This is a genomic window from Natronorubrum bangense, assembly GCF_004799645.1.
GTDB classification, from domain to species: Archaea; Halobacteriota; Halobacteria; order Halobacteriales; family Natrialbaceae; genus Natronorubrum; species Natronorubrum bangense.
Map to the genome: position 1 here is coordinate 489949 of NZ_CP031306.1, position 20881 is coordinate 510829.

The 20881-nt window shown below is 56.6% G+C and carries 16 protein-coding genes and 1 pseudogene; 9 read left to right on the top strand and 8 right to left on the bottom strand.

Annotated features, from left to right (window positions below; genetic code table 11):
* Positions 1-273 precede the first annotated feature (273 nt).
* From DV706_RS17715 to DV706_RS17725, 3 genes are read left to right on the top strand one after another with little or no spacing between them, the layout of a single operon-like run.
* Positions 274-1149 (top strand): type II CAAX endopeptidase family protein, encoded by an 876-nt coding sequence (locus tag DV706_RS17715; protein ID WP_006066950.1) that lies wholly within the window; start codon positions 274-276, stop codon positions 1147-1149.
* On the top strand, positions 1139-2020 hold the full coding sequence (locus DV706_RS17720) for a type II CAAX endopeptidase family protein (protein ID WP_006066949.1): 882 nt from the start codon (positions 1139-1141) through the stop codon (positions 2018-2020). Before DV706_RS17715 ends, DV706_RS17720 begins: the two co-directional genes overlap by 11 nt.
* Positions 2007-2846: a CPBP family intramembrane glutamic endopeptidase gene (locus DV706_RS17725; RefSeq protein WP_006066948.1), complete on the top strand. Its 840-nt coding sequence runs from the start codon at positions 2007-2009 to the stop codon at positions 2844-2846. Before DV706_RS17720 ends, DV706_RS17725 begins: the two co-directional genes overlap by 14 nt.
* A gap of 104 nt (positions 2847-2950) precedes the next feature.
* On the opposite strand, the pseudogene DV706_RS17730 reads toward DV706_RS17725, so the two are convergent.
* The 3 genes and pseudogenes from DV706_RS17730 to DV706_RS17740 form a co-directional block, all read right to left on the bottom strand.
* Positions 2951-3361: pseudogene (locus DV706_RS17730) on the bottom strand (flavodoxin domain-containing protein); the annotation flags it as partial.
* A gap of 87 nt (positions 3362-3448) precedes the next feature.
* Positions 3449-4306 (bottom strand): hypothetical protein, encoded by an 858-nt coding sequence (locus DV706_RS17735; RefSeq protein ID WP_006066946.1) that lies wholly within the window; start codon positions 4304-4306, stop codon positions 3449-3451.
* Positions 4307-4398: 92 nt separating this feature from the next.
* A complete protein-coding gene (locus DV706_RS17740) occupies positions 4399-5166 on the bottom strand; it encodes an FkbM family methyltransferase (RefSeq protein ID WP_006066945.1) in 768 nt (255 codons plus the stop codon).
* A gap of 102 nt (positions 5167-5268) precedes the next feature.
* Here DV706_RS17740 and DV706_RS17745 point away from each other — a divergent pair, with 102 nt between their 5' ends.
* From DV706_RS17745 to DV706_RS17765, 5 genes are all read left to right on the top strand, one after another.
* On the top strand, positions 5269-6234 hold the full coding sequence (locus DV706_RS17745) for a phosphotransferase family protein (protein ID WP_006066944.1): 966 nt from the start codon (positions 5269-5271) through the stop codon (positions 6232-6234).
* Between the two features lie 124 nt (positions 6235-6358).
* Entirely contained in the window at positions 6359-7300 is a 942-nt protein-coding gene (locus DV706_RS17750; protein ID WP_006066943.1) for an ABC transporter ATP-binding protein, read from the top strand.
* Entirely contained in the window at positions 7297-8079 is a 783-nt protein-coding gene (locus tag DV706_RS17755; RefSeq protein ID WP_006066942.1) for an ABC transporter permease subunit, read from the top strand. Before DV706_RS17750 ends, DV706_RS17755 begins: the two co-directional genes overlap by 4 nt.
* Positions 8080-8193: 114 nt before the next feature.
* Positions 8194-8976 (top strand): ABC transporter permease subunit, encoded by a 783-nt coding sequence (locus DV706_RS17760; RefSeq protein WP_006066941.1) that lies wholly within the window; start codon positions 8194-8196, stop codon positions 8974-8976.
* Between the two features lie 150 nt (positions 8977-9126).
* Positions 9127-10140 carry a twin-arginine translocation signal domain-containing protein gene (locus DV706_RS17765; RefSeq protein WP_006066940.1) on the top strand — a complete coding sequence of 338 codons (1014 nt, stop codon included), beginning with the start codon at positions 9127-9129 and terminating at the stop codon, positions 10138-10140.
* Positions 10141-10804: 664 nt separating this feature from the next.
* Here DV706_RS17765 and aceB read toward each other — a convergent pair.
* The 3 genes from aceB to DV706_RS17780 form a co-directional block, all read right to left on the bottom strand.
* Positions 10805-12115, bottom strand: a complete 1311-nt coding sequence (gene aceB, locus DV706_RS17770; protein ID WP_006066939.1) for a malate synthase AceB — start codon at positions 12113-12115, stop codon at positions 10805-10807.
* 85 nt (positions 12116-12200) lie between these two features.
* Complete coding sequence (locus tag DV706_RS17775) at positions 12201-12968, bottom strand: IclR family transcriptional regulator (RefSeq protein WP_049889876.1); 768 nt, start codon at positions 12966-12968, stop codon at positions 12201-12203.
* A 471-nt stretch (positions 12969-13439) separates the two neighbouring features.
* Positions 13440-13820, bottom strand: a complete 381-nt coding sequence (locus tag DV706_RS17780; protein ID WP_006066937.1) for a VOC family protein — start codon at positions 13818-13820, stop codon at positions 13440-13442.
* A 346-nt stretch (positions 13821-14166) separates the two neighbouring features.
* On the opposite strand from DV706_RS17780, the gene DV706_RS17785 reads away from it, so the two are divergent.
* Positions 14167-17157, top strand: coding sequence for an FAD-binding and (Fe-S)-binding domain-containing protein (locus DV706_RS17785; protein ID WP_006066936.1), 2991 nt, complete (start codon positions 14167-14169; stop codon positions 17155-17157).
* Positions 17158-17468: 311 nt separating this feature from the next.
* Here DV706_RS17785 and DV706_RS17790 read toward each other — a convergent pair whose 3' ends face one another.
* Positions 17469-19202, bottom strand: coding sequence for an L-lactate permease (locus DV706_RS17790; protein WP_049889873.1), 1734 nt, complete (start codon positions 19200-19202; stop codon positions 17469-17471).
* A 400-nt stretch (positions 19203-19602) separates the two neighbouring features.
* Positions 19603-20331, bottom strand: a complete 729-nt coding sequence (locus DV706_RS17795; protein WP_006066934.1) for a fumarylacetoacetate hydrolase family protein — start codon at positions 20329-20331, stop codon at positions 19603-19605.
* Between the last annotated feature and the right edge of the window lie 550 nt (positions 20332-20881).

The following is a 20881-nucleotide window of genomic DNA, read 5'->3' on the forward strand; positions in this document are numbered from 1 at the left end:
TCTTAGCATTTCTTCCCGCAACTGGGGGTTTATTGATTTCCTCACCAATTCTGTAATTGTGCCAACCATTACGCTAACGATACTGGCGATGACACGCGTCAAGATCGGTAGCTGCGGACGTGCACGCGTGTCTCCGTACGCGAGAGTGGCCGGAGCTGCCACTGTAACAGGCCGCAGTCTCAGGGGGTTGCTTATCACGGTGCCCACTCGAGTAAGAAAAGATGTCGTCGCGCTACCCGCGGGCAACGTGAGAGCCGTTCCGGAGAAACATTCATGAACACGGATTTGCAAGCGTTTACTCGCTCACACCAGGTTGCGCTCTTTTTCGTCCTCACGATCGCGTTTTCGTGGACGATGTACGGTGTTGAATTCGTTGTTGATTCCCCACCGATCGCGCTCGGTGTGTTTGGTCCGTTACTCGCTGCGGCATTCCTTACGTGGGTCACCGGCGGAAACCTTCGTCAGTGGGTCGGCCAGCTATTCATTTGGCGGGTCAACGGCCGCTGGTACCTGTTCGTACTGGTTGGATTTCCTATTATCTTCGTCGGCGGATCGACGGCCATATACGTCGCTCTGACCGGCGAAACCATTGCTCCAGGAGTCCTCCCGGAGCGAGTTTGGATTGCTCTTTTTTTCCTTGCATTTCAGATCTTGACTGCGGGCCTCGGGGAGGAACTCGGCTGGCGTGGATTTGCCCTTCCCCGGCTTCAAGACCAGTACAACGCGTTGATAGCCAGCCTCGTCATCGGCTTTTTCTGGGCACTCTGGCACCTCCCGTTGTTTTTTCAGCCCGACTCGTATCAAGCGCAGATGGGGCCGGTGATTTATTTGATAGACGGATTTATGCTCTCGATACTGTTCACTTGGGCCTACAACAGCACCGGAGGAAGCGTGCTGATTGCGGCGCTGTTACATGGTGTCTTTAATATGACACTGGTGCTCTACCCGCACGAGGGGGAACTCGATATTGCCGAGTTTCCGTACCTCATGGGTGTTTCGAGATCCGTCCTGATGCTGGTCATCGCAGTGCTCATCGTGGCCGTCTATGGCCGAACGCTGACGACTCGAGAATCGATTCCCGGCACGGAGCACGCGGGCGGCGTCTCGGTCGATCGGCCACACAACGGAGGGAATGTCCATGAAGACTGATCTGCAAGGGTTCACTCGATCCTACCAGGTCACACTCTTTTTTCTTCTCACGATCGCGTTCACGTGGACGATCCACGGTCTCGAATTTATCGCCGGTCTGGCAATCCCGATTGGAGTGTTAGGACCGTTAGTCGCTGCGGCATTCCTCACATGGCTGACCGGTGGTAGCCTCCGGCAGTGGGCAGGCCAGGTGCTCATCTGGCGTCCCGGCCTGCGCTGGTACCTGATCGCAATCGTCGGGCTCCCTGTCGTCCTCGTCGCCGGTTCGACGGTGCTGTACGTGATTTTGACCGGCGACCCGCCACGGCCAGAACTGCTTCCAAGGAGAACTGGATTGATCGTCGGGTACTTTCTCTTCCAGCTGTTCCTCATGGGTGGTCTCGAAGAGTTCGGCTGGCGCGGATTCGCGCTGCCACGACTCCAGGAACGATATACCGCTCTCATTGCAAGCGTCGTGATCGGTGTCGTGTGGGCGCTCTGGCACGCGCCACTGTTTTTCGTCCCGGGTACCTTCTACTCGCAAGTACCACCGGCGTTGTATCTCTTACAGACTATCGGACTTTCGGTGATGATCACGTGGGTGTACAACAGTACTGGCGGCAGCGTTTTGCTGGTGATGATGTTCCACGCTGCCAGCAACGTGAGCATGCTGCTCTACCCATATGAAATCGATATAGAGGTGATCGAAACACCACTCGCGGTAGACGTGTCGATGACGATTGTCTATGTCGTCGTCGCAGCACTGCTCGTGGTCGTCTATGGTGGCAGGAAGCTTTCGACACGCGAGACGATTCCCGGCACGGAGCACGCGGGAGGCGTTCCGGCAAACCAGTCCAATACGTCTGAGGTGAAATCCGATGCACATCACTGACCGACTCGCGGCGATTGTACCGAACCCGACAAATCCCTACTTTTTCGTCGTCATTTATCTTGGCTGGGCGTGGTTCTTCTGGAGTTTCGTTGTCCTGTCCGGGGAGAGCGTCTGGGAGTTTCCGAACGTGGTGTTGGCAGCCATTGGTGGACTCAGTCCAACAGTGGGTGGTCTCGTCTTGACCCATCGGGTGGGGGGATGGTCAGGGCTGCGAGATCTCTGGGACCGGACCGTCAATACGCGGCGTATCAGCCCCAAGTGGTACCTGATCTGCATTTTTCTCCAACCCGTGATTACGGTAGTAGCGGCCAGTCTCGTATTACTCCTCGGCGCGTCGGAGCAGCCATTGAATCCCTCGATAGCCGTCGAATCACTAGGACTGCTCCTGGCATTCACGCTCATTGCAGGCATAGTCGAAGAAATCGGGTTGTCCGGCTACTTCGTCCATCGACTACTCGAGTTTCGGGGTGTCGTCGCGGTCGGCGTGATTACGGGGGCCGTGTGGGCGACCTGGCACGTTCCCCTGTGGCTGATGGAGGGATACTTCGGCGCGGCCACGATCGATCCTGATCCGTTCTACTTCTTCGGGGGAATGGTGTTCGTGCAGATACTCTACGCGTGGATATACGACAATACAGCCAAAAGCGTTCTCGCAGCGATCATCTTCCACACGATGGTGAACGCGACTGGAGAGATCCTTGGACCCGCAGACGTGGTACAACGATATACGTTTTATATTACGATCGTTCTCTGTCTGCTGATACTGATAGACGAGCGGTGGATCACTGTCTCGGATATCCGGGATACGTTCCGTCACAGGGGCTAATCTCCCGTAACTCTCGAGCGAGAGTGGGCACTCTGCCGATGTCGTTGGAAGGATTGGTTCAGATAGTGCCTGGGTGAGAGTTTCTGGTTATTTACGTTGCTCGCTCACTCGAGTTTTTCCTGATCGTCGGCACCAGGAGGTGTGACTCCGAGCCGGCCCTCAGCAAACACAGCGACGTCGGCGGCAAACGCCTCAACCTCGTCCCAATCCGTAAATTCGATATCTCCCGCTGAGTCTGCGTCGGGCATCTCGGTCACTTTCCGCTTGGCGATCTGTTTCATGACTAATCGCTTCAGGAACCCATATTTCGTATAACACAACGCGCCACCAAACAGGCCGATTCGATCGGGATTCCAGTCAGTGGCCTCGACGTAGCCAGCCGCCTGGGCTTCCCCGCCCTCGTCGGCGGACGACAGCGATACCTGGAAGAAGGCGGTTGGTTTCGTCGCCAGCGAGTCGCGGGTAGCTGTGACGAACTCACGGACAGACGGCTGGTGCTTGCCAGCGTGAACGGCTACTCATCTATAGTAACAACTGAAACGATTTACACACTGATCGCACAGCCGTCGTGCGATCAGGTGTGCATTGACTTTCAGTGGCTACTATAGTTCACCAGTCGCCGGTATTCCGTCGATCGATTGAGGTGGTTTCTTTCCACCAAACGCCAGCAGGTAGTTGATGGCCAGCGCCGCCGCGATGACGAGCGGAAGCATCGTGAACACAATTCCCCACACCGAGACGGTGATCTCGCCCTCTAGAATCAGCACAACGGTCATTCCCGTGATCGAGGGGGCGAGTAGTGTGCCGAGCAGGAGAACGACGCCACCGACGACGTATCCCCACGGCCGTCGCTGCCAGAGCCAGTAGCCAGCGATCGACAGTGCCGGAACCAAAACAGCGAGATCAATGGCGTGGCTGACCGTCGCCTGTTCACCGAGTTCATCGACGATTGTGGGTTGAGTCCCTTCGATCAGTGGTGGCACCAGATCCCCTAACCACAACAGCGCGAGGCCGAGTGCGATCGCCCAGAGGAATCCGGGATAGACGACGGGCGAGACGCGACCGTGGATCTCCCGATAAACTTGGTCTTCGTCGATACCGGCGAAGCCGCTGATGAGCGCGAACAACGAGAGGCCGAACAGGACAACGTAGCCGAGGAAGAACTCGTTCCACGCCACCGAGAACGCGATCGACGCCCACATGTAGGTCATATAGGCAAGCGCGCCGAGCCAGACCAGGTATCCACGAAGTGAGCCACGGCTAGCTAACAGAAGCCCGAGTGCTAGCACCGGCACGCCGACGAGCAGGATTGTGAGATCCTGCACGTATAGTGCCGTGAGGAAATCCGGGTGATCCCTGTAGTGGCCTGGACGGAAGAGGCCGAGGAGCGTCGAAACGGTCGACAGGACGAGGATCGCAATCGTCGTCCCGATCTGCCAGCGCGAGAGAGAAGTGGTCATTTATCTGCCACCAATAGGATAGACGCTTCCCAGCGAGATAATCCTCTCCGTTGATCGCGCCTGCGAGAGCGTTCTGCGTCGACTCGCTTGTACTATGTCGATTCTTTCGCCTCGGCTATCCAGTAGTGGTCTCGCTCGAGAATCGCATACTCGAGCCCCTCGAGTAGCTCGCGACAGGCGGCTGGTTCATCGCCGACGAGGCCGTCCTCGTGGAGCTCGAGAAACACCGTTGGACGATGACGCTCCAGCGTTTCACGGCCGCCCCGAAGGACGTCCGGGCCGGCTCCCTCGACGTCGATCTTGATGAGATCCGGCGGCAGCGACTCGGCGACGAGGTCGTCGAGTCGGCTCACCGAGACGGAGTCAACAGTCGCCACGGCTGCCTCCCAGCGAGTTGCACTCTCCCGGTCGAACCCGGAGAGCTCCGTGTACGTCGAGACGTAGAAGGGCCGCTCGCCTGACTCGGCACCGAGCCCACAGCGTCGGACGTCGACCCGCTCCCCGAAGCCGTTAACACGGACGTTTGTCTCAAGCTGGTCGGCGACCACTGGCGCGGGTTCGACGGCGACGATCCGGCGGTCCGGTTCGCTAGCGGCAAGGGCGAGCGCGTAGACGCCGACGTTTGCGCCGACGTCGAAGACGACGCTCTCACGTCCACAGCGGGCCTCGAGTTCGGTGAGCATCTCATCACGACCGTGGCGGTTGTAGAGTTCGTAGCTCCGGACCGTTCCGCCGTGAGTTCGTTTCTGGGTGGCGAGCCATTCTCGGTCGTAGTTCAGATGGACCAGTCGGTAGTAGCCCCCAAGGACCAGCCGCCGAAGTCGATAGTACAGTTTCCGACGAACCGATTCGACCGACACACCCGAAACAATGGCCGCATTCAGATTGAGTGTTATGGGTGAAGCACAATCTGTTCGGCGGAACCCAACGATTAGGTCAGTCGGCGGTGAGTCTGGTACACAATGGGTGCAGCCGACGAGCGGGCTCCCGAGTCTGTTCGACGAGTCGTCTCACAGGTTTTCGGGACGAGTGTCCGTTCGTGTCGACGGCCAGCTGTCGGCTCGGTGGCTGAGACGTATCTGCTCGAGCTCGAGGGCAATCCCGAGCGAGTCGTCTGCAAGGTCGGTGGGGCGAGCGTCTGGACTGGTGCTGTGATCGAGCCAGCTGTCTGTCGGCTCGTTGGCAACCGGACGGCGTTGGCAGTGCCCGATGTCCTGGCTTCGGGACGGTTCGTCGACGCCGGTCGGACAACAGCAACTGAAACGGCAGCTCCCCTTTCGCGATGGGCGCTGTATGAGTATGTCGACGGCGAATCCCCCGATCCGTGGTACAGTCAGTGTGATCGAACAGTTCGGCGACGGCTCGTTTCCGATGCCGGATCGATACTCGGCCGACTGCACGACTGGTCGACGACCGAATTCGCGTTCGACCGAACGGGCGGCCTCGAGCGGACTCCGAATCATCCGACCGGACTGTGCGTGTGCGATTCGACGCCGCCGTCTGTCGTCGACGCCCTTGCTGCTGTCTCTCAAGTGCTCCCACGGCGTTCACTGGTGTCTCAAGCGGTGCTTTGTCATGGCGATTTCCATCCCGGGAACCTGCTGGTCACCTCCTCCGGGAGGATTACCGCGGTGCTCGACTGGGGAAACGCCCATGTTGCTCCAGCGGAGTACGCTGTCGCTCGCGCCGAAGTGCGGTTCGTCGACCGGTTTCGGTCGCTCCCATCTCCCGAGCGAGCGCGGCTCAGGGAGGTGTTCCGAGCCCGCTACCGGGACCACGCGTCGCTTGAGTCCGACTACCCTGTGCGGGCGCCGCTCTATAAGAGTCTGTGGCTCGCACAGTCGGCGATCAACCTCGCGTCTGTCGCCCGTTCGTCTCGCGGCCGGACACAGATTCGTCGACAGCTGCGCACGATCGTCGATCGGTGAGCTCGGATTCGAGGACGGCAAACCCTTTCAAAACGCGACTTTTTCTCGAGCACGCGTCTAACCGGCTGTCGTGTAAAACGGCTGCAACGCTTTATTATGTCGCTCCCGTATACTGTCGCAAACAATGTGCGCCCAAACCGAAAACGCTGCACCGGAACCGGACTCCGAAACGGCGGTGCTCAGCCTGGATGGACTTACCAAACGGTATGGCGACACTGTGGCGAACGGCGACGTCACTTTCGACGTCACTGCCGGAGAGATTTTCGGCTACCTCGGCCCAAACGGGGCGGGAAAAACGACGACCATTCGTCTGTTGCTCGGGCTCATCAAGCCCACATCCGGTACCGCAGAAGTACTCGGTGCGGACATTCGCGACCGACGGGCGCTCACCGAAGCGAAAGCCAACATCGGATATCTGCCGGATACACTCGGATTCGAGGACCGGTTGACGGGTCGACAAGTGCTCGACCACTTCGCTCGAATGCGTGGCGACGAACGACGAGACGAGTTGTTGGATCTGTTTCGCCCACCGCTGGATAAGCCAGTCGAGACGTACTCCTCGGGTAACCGTCGAATGCTCGGGATCGTTCAGGCCTTCATGCACGACCCAGAGCTCGTCATCATGGACGAACCAACATCTGGCCTGGACCCGCTCAAACAGGACCGAATGCACGCGTTTCTCGAGGAGGAACGGGACGCTGGCAAGACCATTTTTCTCTCCTCACACATCCTCAGTGAGGTCCAGCGAGTGTGCGATCGAGTGGGGATCATTCGAGAGGGGAAACTGGTCGCTCTCGAGGATATCGAGGTGTTGCTCGAGCGGGGCGGCAAACAAGTGTGGGTTCACCTCGCGGAGCCGGTCGACAGCGGGCAGTTTACGACGGACGACATGATCGACGTCGAAGTAGTCGACAGCACGGTCCGGTTTACCTACACCGGCGAGTACAACGAACTCATCGCCCACCTCGCCAGATTCGATATCGAAGACATCGGTATTGGAGATCCCCAACTCGACGACATCTTCAAACACTACTACGGGGACGACGCCACACCGGGTGCAGAATGACGGCTATCCTGCGCAATGAGTCCGAAAAGCGGATCCGTGGCTCACTGATCCTGACTGGCCTGCTCATCGTGCTCTCGGCGTTCTTCCTCGTTGTATTCCCAGCCATACAAGAAGAAGCGCAGTTGGTCGAGCAGGCGTATCCGGAGTACCTGCTCGAGCTCCTGGGGATCGAAGAGCTACACACGATCGAGGGGTTCCTCGGGGGCTATATTTTCCCGTTCATCTGGATACTGCTCGCGGGAATCTACTTCGCATACACCAGCGCGGGCATGATCTCGGGAGATATCCGCACTCGTCGAATGGATCTCACACTCTCCAATCCGGTGTCTCGAGAGTCGGTCCTGCTCCAGAAGGTCGCTGCGCTGTGGGTTCCTCTGGTCGCATTGAGCGTTGGACTCCTAGTCCTGTTACTCGTCGGTGTGAACGTTCTCGAGGAGTCGATCGATCTCGGTGCACTCATTATGGTCCACCTCCTCGGCGTTCCGTATCTGTTGGTCTGTGCCGGCATCGGTATCGTCCTGTCCGTCGTTCTCGAGCGAATCGAACGGGCGCAGGCTGCTGCACTGGTGTTGGTGTTTCTTCTCTGGCTGGTCGACGGTCTCTCGCATATGAATCCCGATTTCGAGTGGATCGGTGACCTCACTCCGAGTAGATACTACGATCCGTCGGCGATTCTCATCCACGAGGAGTATGCCCTCCTTGATGCTGGTCTTCTCCTCGTGGTCTTTTTTGCCCTGCTTGGTGTCGCCACGTTCATTTTTACGCGGAGGGACATCTAACATGTACATTGAACACAACGCATTCGATGCACATACCGGACGAGTCGATTGTGGAACCGGTGGCCCCAGTCAGCGCTGTTGTCACGACCACGCGGACGATCTGGGGGTGACGGCATGACGGCTATTCTCCGACTCGAGTCCAGAAAGCGGCTTCGTAGCTCGTTCATTCTGGTTGTGGTGTTTGCTCTGCTGTCAGTCCTCTATTTCTCGATGTTCCCTGGTATCCAAGAGGAAATGGAAGTGTTCGAGGAGGCGTTCCCGGAGTTCATGTTCGACCTATTTGGGATCGAAGAGCTACACACGATTGAGGGATTCATCGCTGCCGAACTATACTCCTTTTTCTGGGTTCTGCTCATCGCCATCTATTTCGCATACGCCGGCGCCGGGATGATCGCGGAGGACATTTACGACCGAAAGATGGACCTCACACTTTCCAATCCGGTCTCTCGTGAGTCGGTCGTGCTACAGAAGGTCGCGTCTCTGTGGGTCCCGCTGACCGTGTTGAACGTCGGGGTTCCGGTTATTGTCTACGTCGGCGCAATCGCTATCGGCGAGTCGTTCAACCCCGTCGCTCTCGCGATGACCCACCTACTCTCGATTCCCTATCTCTTGGTCTGTGCTGGGATCGGTCTCGTCATGTCCGTCGTTGTTGATCGAGTAAGGCGGGCTAGAGCAACAGCCCTGAGCCTGGTGTTTGTCCTCTGGCTGGTCGAAGGCGTCTCCAGACTGGACCCGGATTACGAGTGGGTCGGTGCCGCGATGCCGAGCCGGTACTACGATGAAACGGCAATCCTCGTTCACGAAGAGTACGCGTTCCTCGACGCCGGTATCCTTCTAGTGGCATTTCTTGTCTTGTTGGGCGTTGCTATTTTCCTTTTCACGCGGCGAGATATCTGAGTGTTTCAGACTCTATTTTTGTTGATTTAATATAAATTTATAGTAACCGAATAGCAGGCGACTCTTTTCGATGATTTATCTGCTGGTTTTCATAAGCAACGACGAACGAAGGTACGGGCTATATCGAACCAGAAACCGTACGGTATTCTTATGACAATATCTCGACGAAAACTCCTCAAGTTCGCAGGCACAGCGGCTGTGGCCACTGCCGGAATCGCAGGCTGCCTGACAGTCGATGCACAGGATGCGAACGATAGCGATCTGCCTGCGTATAGCCGGTGGCTCACGATCGACGACGGTGGGCTCGAGTTTGCACACGTCGATTGGGCGACTCTCCAGGAGTACGTGGAGGGAGAACTCGAGGACGAAGATTTCGATGCAGACGTTCCAGCAGAATTCGAAGCCGACCCGATGATTGCACCCGTCTCGGAGGGGCTGATCCAGGCGTACTTCTTTGTCGGCACCAGTCTCGCCCCGTACAGACTGGGCCAACTCCTCGACGACGACGCCGAACTCGAGTCGACTGCAGAAGACCTGCTTCTGACCACCGCAGCGTTCATTATGACCGGAGCGATGGTGCCCGACGAGATCGACGAGCAGATAACAGCTGAACCGGAACTCGACTTTTTCCGACAGATGGAACAGACAGACGAGATCGGTGGCTACGACATCTATACGCCGGTTGCGGTCGAGGACAATGCCGCAATTGCCGTCGACAGTGACACACTCGTTTTTGTCGATGGCGAGGAAATCCAAGCCGGTGGCGATCCGTTGACGGTACTCGAGACACTCATTGGCGCCTCGGGGGGTGACATCGAGCGGGCAACGGACGAATCCGAGGCACTCGAGTGGCTCGTCGAAACCGCTGGCCACGGCGATGTCACCGTCGGTCAGTACGGTGCTCGAGTCGGTGCTTCGGCTGACTCGACCGAAGACGAGGGGTTGATCGACCTGACGTTTGAGGGACTCGAAGATGCTGACGGCATCGTCTCGTCGCTCACTGTCGAAGACGAGGAGACATCTACTGGCGACTTCGCGGCGATTATCAACGACCCGGACGAGGACGCCCTCGAGGCGTTGCTCGGTGCTTCTGCGGATGAGCAATCGATTGACGTCGACGAAAACCGCGTTACTGCGACGGGCACGTGGCGAGAGCTTGAATGACCGCTCATTGCCGTTTTCTAAAATGACAGAAAACAAAACACTTCCCCCATTTAACAATCTGATTATATGTTGTCACACACTCCTCTTTGCTCAGGATCTCGCATCGACATCACCGCCTTTCACGAAATTCTACTTTTCGCCAGCCTCCCAAGTAGCTTTCTGCCGGGGGTGCTGTAGTCGCCGAATACAATACCCATAGTGTCTTTGTCTGCCTCTATACTGATATCAGCGTTCGATCAGTGCTGTCGATCGGCGAGCGAACTCACGAGTACGCCGAGCATACTGTGAGTTGGAACGACTTCACCGACGAACTGGAGTGTGCGCACTCGAGAACTCAGTCGCGAACAACGTTCTATACGGTTTTCAAATTTCTAAACAGTATATTTGTATGAGTATTAGTGAAGTAGCGTCGACTGTCTCACTCCGCCAACTGACGTGCCGTATCTGCCTCTGATCTGCATAATAAAGCAGGGCGAGTACTTCGAGACGTGACCGCGAGAGGTGGTCCACCAGAGGCAACCAGGAAGCGTTCTGCTACACTTTCCACGTTCGATATAACAATAGCTCTGCTGAAAAGTGAAAGAGGGCTATGTGGATCGGCGACTGCCCCTTCGAGTGGTTCAATACGGTGTCGCGTCACTACTCATCGGTTTCAACCGATAGCTCACCCAACGACTATTGCGCGTTCGACGATATCCTCACCGTACAGTTCCTCGAGGTCCTCGTGCTGATCTGGACGGTTCTCGTAGACGTCCTGGAACAGATTGATGGGCGTCTGGGCTGCCTGATAGGTCGCTTCGTCCCACATTCGGTCGTTGCTGATCTCGACTTCGACCCCGTCGATGACCAGTGTCGCCGCCCGTTCCATGGCGATCGCACCTTTTCCAGCTTCCTTGGCCGCTTCGAACTCCTCCATCGAGTCGACGATGTCGTTCAGACTCGGGATATACGACGCTAGGTCCAGCAACGCTTCGGACAGCTCGTCTCCGTCGAGGTCGCGTTCGTTGCTGCCGATGCGGAGTCGATACTGGTCATCGCCTGTCTCGTCGAGTTCGATTCCGTCACCCTCGTACACGAACTGACCATCTTCTTCGTCGAGTTCAACCTCGCGGCCGTTGGCCTCGAGGAGCCAGCTGCCGGTCTTCGGTGGTAGCGGCGATTTGTTCGCTTCCACTACTTGTCCGGGGGTTAGCGACCAGATACCGAGCATGCCTTTCGCCTGATTGTCGGTCATGCGCTCGTGATAGCCCTCAACGTCACGGATGTCGTCGTACGGTCCGTCGACGGCGATCAGGCCGGCCGCGCTCGCACCGCGAGAGGTGTTGTGTCGCAGCTCCGGCCACGGCGGGAGTTCTCCGGTGGGTGTGATCGCTCGCATGTTCTTGGTGTAGTCCACTTCGCCGTCCACGAGAAGAAACAGACGCTCGAGGTTGTTTGCGGGCTTGCCCATCTCCTCACGGAGGTCCCCGAGTGCCAGTTCAGCCTCGCCGCTTTCGACGATGACCGACATGGCTAGACTGCCTTCTTCCAGTCCGTGCTCGTTTTCGACGATGGTGATGAACTCGTCGGCCTTCTTCCAGTCGTCGATGTCGCCGACTTCCGGGATCACGACACCGTCAATGTGCTCGATGGCTCCGTTTTCCGGGTCGGCGAGTTCCATGATGTGCTGGAATCCTTGATATCTGGTGGCTGGGCTGTCCCTGTGCCAGACCATACGGGGGTGGATCTCGCTGGGGTAGTCGGCGCCGTGCTCCGAAATCACATCGATGATGTTCTCGATTCCTTCATCACGCATCGAAGGAGCGGTTGCATCTTCGTTGTCCGGGACCCAGACGTCCGGGGCTTCCATTCCGCGGAGTTGGGCGGCACTGCGAAGCATCTTGGCAGAATCGTCTTCTCCTTCCACTGCTGTTGGAGTGGTAAAGAACGTCCGCACGAACTTCCGGTCGTGGAGACGGTCGGTATGCGTACTCATGAATGCAACCAATAATATTACGTTCTAATATTAAAGCTATTTGGTGACCCCACCGTCACGTCCCGACAATCATCGCCAGAACGAGCTAGACGTTGTACTTGTTCAACTCGATAACGTTCACTGCTCGACGCAGCTGACTGACAAACTCGTTTGACTCCCAGTCGTCTTCGATTCGCGCCGTTGGGCCCGAAACGCTGATCGCCCCGATAACGTCCGAATTGAATCTGATCGGTGCAGCGATACAGCGGAGTCCCTCCAGTCGCTCCTCGTCGTCGACTGCAAAGCCGCGTTCCCGCGTCTGCTCGAGTTCCTCGAGAAGCTCATCGCGGGCTGTTATCGTCTGGGGCGTCACCTGCGGGAGTCCATGCTGGTCGATGATCTCGTCAACCCGTTCAGTCGGGAGATGTGAGAGAATCGCTTTCCCGAACGCCGTACTGTGCATGTGGTGGCGACAGCCAACGTACGTATCCAGATCGACCGCGTGCTCGCCTTTTGATCGGCACAAATAGACGCCTTTTCCATCTTCTTCGACGACGAGGTGGACTAACTCTCCCGACTCTTCGGCTATCTCTTTGATCTTCGGCTCCGCAACTTTGTAGACATCTTTCTCACCCCGTATCTGGCCGCCGATATCGAGAAACTTGAGGCTGAGACGGTAGGTTTTGGTGTCTGAGTTTTTGATGACGTACCCGTGTTTCTCGAGTGTGCTGAGATGATTGTGAACGGCACTCTTCCCCATCTCGAGTTCGTCCGACAGCGTCGTCAGTCGTGCCTCCCCGAGTCGATTGAGTTCTGCAATGAGCCGTAGCGATTTCTCGGTCGTTCGCACAGGATGTTTCGCCTGTTTTTCCATACGAAATGACAGTCCGGCGAGCATCATAAGTGTTGTTCTGGTATAGAAAACTCCAGACACGTGTTGGGCAGCGCCACTACCGCGATTCTGCCTGCAAGATACTGGACGGGCGCAGCGAAAGGGAAATCGCTCGGTGGTAACACTCGCTGTCTGTTCACTCAGCGACAGTCACTTGTTCTGGAATAGAGAACAATAGGTGGTTAACAACCTCGTTTCGACCCTGCGCGTTCAAACGGTATTTAGAAATTTACAGTCATACATTTGTAACACATTCTTGACTTCTGTCGATAACTGGTCCCTATTCTGAAATAGAGAATAGCTGGTCACTGACCGAGTGTTCGAATCGTCTCTCTTGTCGTCAGATCACGCTATCGGAGACGATTGGCTCGCGACCCAAGCACCCACCATAGCCGCTATCAATCAATGCATGCCCGATCGCACAGCCACCGTGCGATCGGTGTGTAACCCGTTTCAGTTGGTGCTCTCGTCCAGTGATTCGACGAGTTCGACTTTTCGTCCGTCAGGATCGTAGACGAACGCTGTTCGAGCACCGGCTTCGGGCTGATCGCCTGGTTCTTTCACGACGCCGTAGTGATCGATGTCTTCGAAAACGGCGTCGACGTCGTCGACTCCGATTGCAAGGTGGTCCCACGCCGTTCCCTGGTCGAACTCCTCGTCACCAGTCGTATCGGAGAGTTGCAGTTCAATCCCGTTGTTGTCCGCAATGTACCGATTTTTCGTTTCGCCATCCGGCGTTTCGAACTCCCAACTCTCTTCAAAGCCGAACTGCTGATAAAATTCGATCGTCTCGTCGGCGTCGGCGACGTTGATATTGATATGGATGAGTTCCATACCCTGTTTGCTCACGACTACAATCTTAAATTCATTGATTGTCGCGCATTGTGGACTGCTGATCAGATACGCACCCACTTTCAGCGTCCACGAGGAATACCTGTCTGCCGTGTTCTGCGCTTCGAGCTTCCGTCGCCAGAACTCGTGACAACTTCACTGGTTTGCTCCCCGATTGGTCTTCGTCTGTTGGCATACACCATGCCTTTCCAGACGTGTTCTCGACGGCTGTCAGCCATCAGTGGTTTCGCCCGAGCTATATTTCAACTTTAATTGTAGTCATACAACACCTCTCGGAAATGGAAATAATGGTAGAATTTATAATGATCGATATTGAAGGTGTCAAATAATGGCGGTTGAAAAGCCTCAAGACGGCCTTCATAGTTATGAGGAGTTTCGAGAGACACTCGACCATGACTACAGCGATGTAAGCGAGTACGTCGAACTCGCAAACGATCTTCGAGCGGTTACCAAAGGCGATGTTCGCTTCGATGAATACGCACAGATACTGTACGCGACCGACGGCAGCATCTACCAGGCTCGTCCTGCGGGAGCCGTGTTCCCTCGTGATACCGAGGACGTAAAACACGCCGTTCGCGTCGCAGCTAAACACGATGTTCCGATCATCGCACGCGGGGCCGGTTCGTCACTTGGTGGACAGACGGTGGGGCCAGGCTGTGTCGTGCTCGATATGACGGTCTATATGGATGATATCCTGGCGGTCGACGCCGACCGGAAGCGGGCACGTGTCCAGCCAGGGGTTGTCCAAGACCACTTCGACGAACACGCCGCACAGTACGGACTCAAGTTCGCTCCGGATCCTGCCTCGTCGAACCGCGCGACGATCGGCGGCGGGATCGGAAACAACTCGACTGGTGCACACTCCGTTCGGTATGGCATTACCGACGCCTACACCGAGGAGTTGAAAGTCGTTCTCGCCGACGGCTCGCTTATCCATACTCGCGAGGTCGTCCTCGATTCTGATGAGTACGACGAGATCGTGTCGAAAGACGACCGCGAAGCGGCCATCTACCGGACCGTCCGCGGGCTCGTCGAGGAACACGCCGACGAAATCGATGCCCGCTATCCTGATCTCAAACGGAACGTCTCCGGGTACAACCTCAACAAGGTGATCTACGAGAACGAGGCGGGCGAAACGGTGATCAATCTCTCGAAACTCTTCGTTGGCGCAGAATCCACTCTCGGCGTGATCGTCGAAGCCGAGATCAGCCTCGTGACACTCCCCGAAGAGACGGCGCTCGTTCTCTACTGTTTCACCGATCTGCTCGAGGCACTCGAGGCAGTCCCCGAAGCTCTCGAGTTTGGTCCCAGCGCGGTCGAACTCATGGATGACGAGATGTTCAGACTCGCTCGAGAGTCCGAACAGTTTTCTCAGTACGAGAAGCCGATTCCTGACGAGACGGAAGCGGCGCTGATGTTGGAGTACGACTCCGAACTCCACGATGATTTTGAAGCGGCGATTGGGCAGACGAACGCCCATTTCGTCGACGAGGGTGACGCTTTCGAGGCTATCGAGGCGTACACCGACGCCGATCAGGCCGACCTCTGGAAGCTTCGGAAGGCTGCGATTCCGCTGTTGATGGGCCTCAAAGGCGATCCAAAACCCTACCCCTTCATCGAAGATGCAACGGTTCCACCCGCCGAGCTCGCGGAGTACGTCGAGAAATTCATGGCCGTCCTCGACGATCACAACACCTCGGCTGCGTACTTCGCCCATGCAGGAAGTGGGACGCTTCACATCCGACCCATTCTCAACCTGAAAGCGGACGACGGCATCCAGACGATGCAGTCGATCACCGACGACGTGACCGATCTCGTCCTCGAGCATAGCGGGTCGTTCTCGGGCGAACACGGTGATGGGCTTGCACGAACGGCGTTCAATCCGAAGATGTACGGCGAGGAGCTGTGGTCGGCGTTCCAGGAAATCAAGTCGGTCTTCGACCCCGACTGGCGGATGAACCCCGGAAAGGTCGTCTACACCGACAAGGACCCGACTGACATGCGTGAGAACCTTCGCTACGGGGCGGGCTACACCTCGATCGAGCCGCAGACGAAACTGGACTTCTCCGACGAGGGTGGGTTTTCGCATCTGGTCGAACTGTGTAACGGCTGTGGAACCTGTCGGCAGACAGATGACGTGATGTGTCCGACGTACCGGGGGATGAAAGACGAAATCGCGACAACCCGTGGTCGGGCGAACATGCTTCGAGCGGCAATCTCCGGTGAGATCCCCGAAGAGGAGCTGTACTCCGCGCGCTTCCAGGACGAAGTCCTCGACCTCTGTGTCGGCTGCAAAGGCTGTAAGAGCGACTGTCCAACCGGCGTCGACCTGGCGAAACTCAAAGCCGAAACCAAGTATCAGTACTACGAACGAGAGGGTATCGGGCTTCGAGAGCGGTTGTTCGGCAACATCGATACCGTTTCGAAGATCGGAAGCACGCTCGCACCACTCTCGAACGTCGGCCAGAAGCTGCCGGGAAGCGACCTCGTGATGGAGAAAGTCGCCGGGATCGCTTCCGATCGGGACCTTCCCTCGTTCAAGCGAGAGTCCCTACAGGACTGGTATGCAACACGCGGGTCGCGAGTCAGCCCGACGGAGGCCGACCGGAAGGTCGTGTTGTTCCCCGACACGTATACGAACTACTGCCATCCAAGGGCCGGTAAGGCCGCCATCCGCGTGCTCGAGTCCGCCGGTGTCCACGTCGAAATTCCCGATGACGTCGCCCCGAGCGGTCGGGCGGCGTACTCAGTGGGGATGCTCGATGCCGCTGAAGAGCGTGCCCGGACGAACATTGACCTGTTCACCGAGTACATCGAGGATGGGTACGAAATCGTCGCGATCGAGCCCTCCGATGCCGTGGTCTTCCAGGATGAGTATCTCGACCTCGTGACCACGGCTGACGCGGAAACGGTCGCTACACACACGTACGGTATCAGTGAATACCTTGATACGTACCGACTCATCGAACGGCTCCCGTTCGAGGAAACCGACGAAACCCTCTCATATCACGGCCACTGCCATCAGAAGGCAACCGGAAAGGATCACCACGCCGTCGGTGTCCTGCGCCGCGCCGGCTACGCAGTTGACCCGATCGAATCCAGTTGTTGTGGGATGGCTGGCTCGTTCGGCTACGAAGCTGAACACTATGATCTCTCGAAGGAGATCGGTGAGCAACTCTACGAGAAACTCGACGAGAGCGGCGGAGCGCCGGTCGCCCCGGGTGCGTCCTGTCGGAGTCAGATCGGCGACCGCGATACACGAACGGAGAAACCGCCGCACCCGATTGAGAAGGTGAACGACCTGCTCTCGGGATCGTAACGGCTGATCGGGCCTCGTTTTCGATCACGTGTCCTCGAGTTCTTCGACCGCTGCCGTTTTTGAGAGGCGATCAGTGTGACTACTTGCAGCCTTCCTGTCGAATCGGCGTGGAATAGCGTGTACCGTCGGTGCCATTGACTGGCAGTTCACACTCCATCGTAGAGCCGACGTGTACTGGGTGTGGAACTCGTTTCAGTTGTACAACCACCTCGAGTGATGCGTCGGCATTGTCGACGCTCTCGAGGTGACGCCGGACTCGGTGCACAGCAATTGGCAAAAAACAGATCCTGTTACAGAGCCGTGCTAGTCGCTTAAAACACGTCGAACACCGCCGGCATCACGTCGGGCATGACGTAGACGAACAGCATGGCCCAGAAGCCGACAAACACCGCGTAGTAGACCAGCGGGATCAAGTTCAGTCGAATAATCCGTCCTTCCTGACCCACGAGGCCGACGGTCGCCAGTGCCGCGATGATGTTATGGATCGCAACGAGGTTCCCGATCGCACCACCAACGGCCTGTGCGCCGACGATGATCTGTGTGGGGAAACCGAGCTCCGATGCTGCTTCGAACTGGAACGCACCGAACGTGATGTTCGACGCGGTGTTCGACCCGGTCATTGCTGCGGCGAGTGCACCGATCAACGCCGCGATAGCGGGATAAGCCGGCCCGAAGATGTCCGCGGTTGCAACCGCGAGCACCTCGATCATGCTTCCGACCGCCGGTGCACTGTCTGGCGCGCCGGAGAGGAGCATCACTTGCACCATTGCGATCACGAACACGAGCGCGATCAGAGGCGAGATGAGTTTCTCACCGGCTTCCCGCCACGCTTTGCTAACCTGGTCCGTGTTCATGCCGAAGAGCGGAATCGCAACGACTGCGCTCACGAGCAACCACAGGCCAGGAGCGTGTCCCCATGCGATCGCTGCGTCGTGTGGCGTCCCTAGGATGTTCGACCACTCGATAACGAACAGCGAACTGTTGAAGAACTCCGTGATGGGCTCGATCACACGAGTAAGCACCAGTAACACGACGAGGAAGAGATACGGCGACCACGCTTTGAACAGCGACATCGCTTGCCCACCGTTCGTCGCGGCCGTCTTCCCAGCACCGTTCTGGCCTGGCTCGATCGTGCCGACCCAGTGGCTGGGCCACTCCTCTCGCGGCGGGAAGTCCCACTCTTCGTCGGGAAGGAAGTATCCCGCTTTGAGCGCAGACACGACGATCGCAGTCCCGACCATCGATCCGATCAGCGACGGGAATTCGGCCGTCAGGAACCACGCCGAGAGCCAGTACGGGACTGCAAAGGCGATTCCTGCAAACAGACAGAGCGGCCAGACATCCAGTGCCGGCTTGAGCGAGCGTTCGCCTTTCGGACTGAAGAAGTAGACGACCATCCCAACTGCGAACAGTGGCATGACGAACCCGACCAGCGCGTGGTAGGTCGCTGCCCACGCTGCGACCTGGACCGAGTACTCAGCGACGGTCAGTCCCTCGGCTTGGATCGCCTCTTCTGTGAACGAAACGCTCGAGAGCGGGTCTCGAATACCGACGATGATCGGTGTCCCTACCGCCCCGTACGTTACGGCAATGATATGTCCGATCAACGCCGCAAGCACCGCTGCAAGTGCTGGGAACCCGAGTGCGAGCAACAGTGGTGCAACGACCGCGGCAGGGGTCCCGAAGCCGGCAGCACCCTCGATGAACGTCGCGAGCAAAAAGCCAAGCAGGACGATCTGAACGCGACGGTCATCTGAGATTGCCGTGAATCCTCTGTTGATCCGATCGAACGCGCCAGCCTGCATCAGCGTGTAAAGCAAAATGAGCGCTCCGAAAACGATCCACAGGATCTCGAGGGCTGTCATCATCCCAACTATTGACGCAGCTGCGAGATACTCAGGGGGGTTATTCCACATGGTAAATCCGATAGCGAGAGCGGCGACCCACGCAATCGGCATCGCATACGTTGCCGGCCATAGAAATCCGACGATCAGCACAGCGACGATTAACAATGGCAACGCTGCAGCAAGGATCTCGACTACCATCTGCAGCTGACCTCCGTTGGCCCGGTCCGACTAGTGACTTTCCGCTCTGTACACGGATTCGACTCGGATGATATGGCTGAAATAGTGGTCATTGCGAACACCTCACCCACATGTATTATAATGTTATTAATAAATATGATGATGAACATTTCAGCACGCAATACACAAATTCATCATCTATTTATCTAATAGAACCGTCTAATAAGTTAAAGAAAACTCGAGTGTGTTGGAACTAAACTGGAACACACACCTATTGTATATCTGTTGTGCAATCAGTCACATTTTGGCACTAGCAATAGATATAGTTATAAAATTATAGACTTTTAACACAAATCCTCAAAATTCTATGAAAGTTGACTATCCCACGCTACTCATCTTGAATGCGGTCAGTAGTATCACGCTAGTCCTTCTCGCTACTGTCGACGACCTGATTCCGAAGGGTTCCAACTCCCTCATACGTAATCTCGACGGTGTCTCCGGGTTCAACGAGGCCAGGATTTGCAGGACTGCCGAACGCGACGACATCCCCTGGCTGGAACGTAAACCGTTTGGAGAGATAGGAGATAATCTCGTACGGATCGAACAGCATCAGCTCCGTGTTCGCTTCCTGTCGTCGTTCGTCGCTCACGTCGGTCCACATGTCGATTCCAGTCGGGTCGATATCTGTCTCAATCCACGGACCGAGCGGGCCTGAACCGTCGAAGGCCTTTCGTGCAGTTCGTCCCTGTTGGTCAAGAGCGTCCACGTCGTTCATAATCGTGTACCCGCGGACGATTTCGGGGACTTCGCTCTCTGGAACGTCATGGCATGTTTCGTCGATGACCGCCGCGAGTTCACCAGCGTAGGTCAGTTCACTCGTAAACTCTGGATAGGCAATCGGTGTGTCGTGGCTCACCAGGGAAGCGGGCGGTTTGATAAAAAAGTCGGGCTCTTCGGGCCGTTCGTACTCCATTTGATCTAACGTTTCTGCGTAGTTGCGGCCGACGCAGTACAGTGCTGTGGGCTCACAAGGCGGACGCAGCTCTCCGTCGACACCGACTTCGTAGCTCTCCTCGTCCGTGTGGACGACGCCGTTCTCGTACCGTCCCGTAACCGTTCCATCGGAAGTTTTGATCCGTGCAAGTCGCATTATTGGCGGTTGTGAATCCAAGTGTGTAGGTCTACCGATTCGATTTCTGTGTCGCTCTCGGGGTCTTCACAACCGCTGCCACGATTGCTCGGATGCGATCAAGAGAGTGCAGTACAGAATCGTTTGAGTGATCTTCGCTCGAGCAGACAGTTCTGGGAACCGAACAATCGGAGCTACGGTTTCACTGTTCTTGGTCTTGGCGACGAAACTGTTTGGGAGAGAAGATGATTGTGCAACTACTCTGTGAGTTATGTGTCTCTAGATGCCTATTCGAACACTCTTCAACTCGAAATAGTATTGTTACAGTCTGTATTTAAATAATTCTGCTACATCAAATTGTATTGATTAACTACGTGAGTTCTTGGCATCCGATGTCGGACAGCTGCTCATCGAACTAACGTAGAGTGTCTACCACGATATGGTCGGTCGCGTCATACTATCCACGGAGCGATACTCTAAATCGCATAAACCTCATTTACGCTAATATGTCATTTGGGTGTGTTGTATATGGAGATATCAGTTAGCACTTCGATGCGCTGGGCCACTCGGT

Bases quoted from the DNA above. Each gene is read 5' to 3' on its own strand.
- DV706_RS17790 (WP_049889873.1), bottom strand. From the start codon at position 19,202: ATGGTAGTCGAGATCCTTGCTGCAGCGTTGCCATTGTTAATCGTCGCT.
- DV706_RS17715 (WP_006066950.1), top strand. From the start codon at position 274: ATGAACACGGATTTGCAAGCGTTTACTCGCTCACACCAGGTTGCGCTC.
- DV706_RS17785 (WP_006066936.1), top strand. From the start codon at position 14,167: ATGGCGGTTGAAAAGCCTCAAGACGGCCTTCATAGTTATGAGGAGTTT.
- aceB (WP_006066939.1), bottom strand. From the start codon at position 12,115: ATGAGTACGCATACCGACCGTCTCCACGACCGGAAGTTCGTGCGGACG.
- DV706_RS17735 (WP_006066946.1), bottom strand. From the start codon at position 4,306: ATGACCACTTCTCTCTCGCGCTGGCAGATCGGGACGACGATTGCGATC.
- DV706_RS17795 (WP_006066934.1), bottom strand. From the start codon at position 20,331: ATGCGACTTGCACGGATCAAAACTTCCGATGGAACGGTTACGGGACGG.
- DV706_RS17750 (WP_006066943.1), top strand. From the start codon at position 6,359: ATGTGCGCCCAAACCGAAAACGCTGCACCGGAACCGGACTCCGAAACG.
- DV706_RS17760 (WP_006066941.1), top strand. From the start codon at position 8,194: ATGACGGCTATTCTCCGACTCGAGTCCAGAAAGCGGCTTCGTAGCTCG.
- DV706_RS17745 (WP_006066944.1), top strand. From the start codon at position 5,269: ATGGGTGCAGCCGACGAGCGGGCTCCCGAGTCTGTTCGACGAGTCGTC.
- DV706_RS17780 (WP_006066937.1), bottom strand. From the start codon at position 13,820: ATGGAACTCATCCATATCAATATCAACGTCGCCGACGCCGACGAGACG.
- DV706_RS17725 (WP_006066948.1), top strand. From the start codon at position 2,007: ATGCACATCACTGACCGACTCGCGGCGATTGTACCGAACCCGACAAAT.
- DV706_RS17765 (WP_006066940.1), top strand. From the start codon at position 9,127: ATGACAATATCTCGACGAAAACTCCTCAAGTTCGCAGGCACAGCGGCT.
- DV706_RS17720 (WP_006066949.1), top strand. From the start codon at position 1,139: ATGAAGACTGATCTGCAAGGGTTCACTCGATCCTACCAGGTCACACTC.
- DV706_RS17775 (WP_049889876.1), bottom strand. From the start codon at position 12,968: ATGGAAAAACAGGCGAAACATCCTGTGCGAACGACCGAGAAATCGCTA.
- DV706_RS17755 (WP_006066942.1), top strand. From the start codon at position 7,297: ATGACGGCTATCCTGCGCAATGAGTCCGAAAAGCGGATCCGTGGCTCA.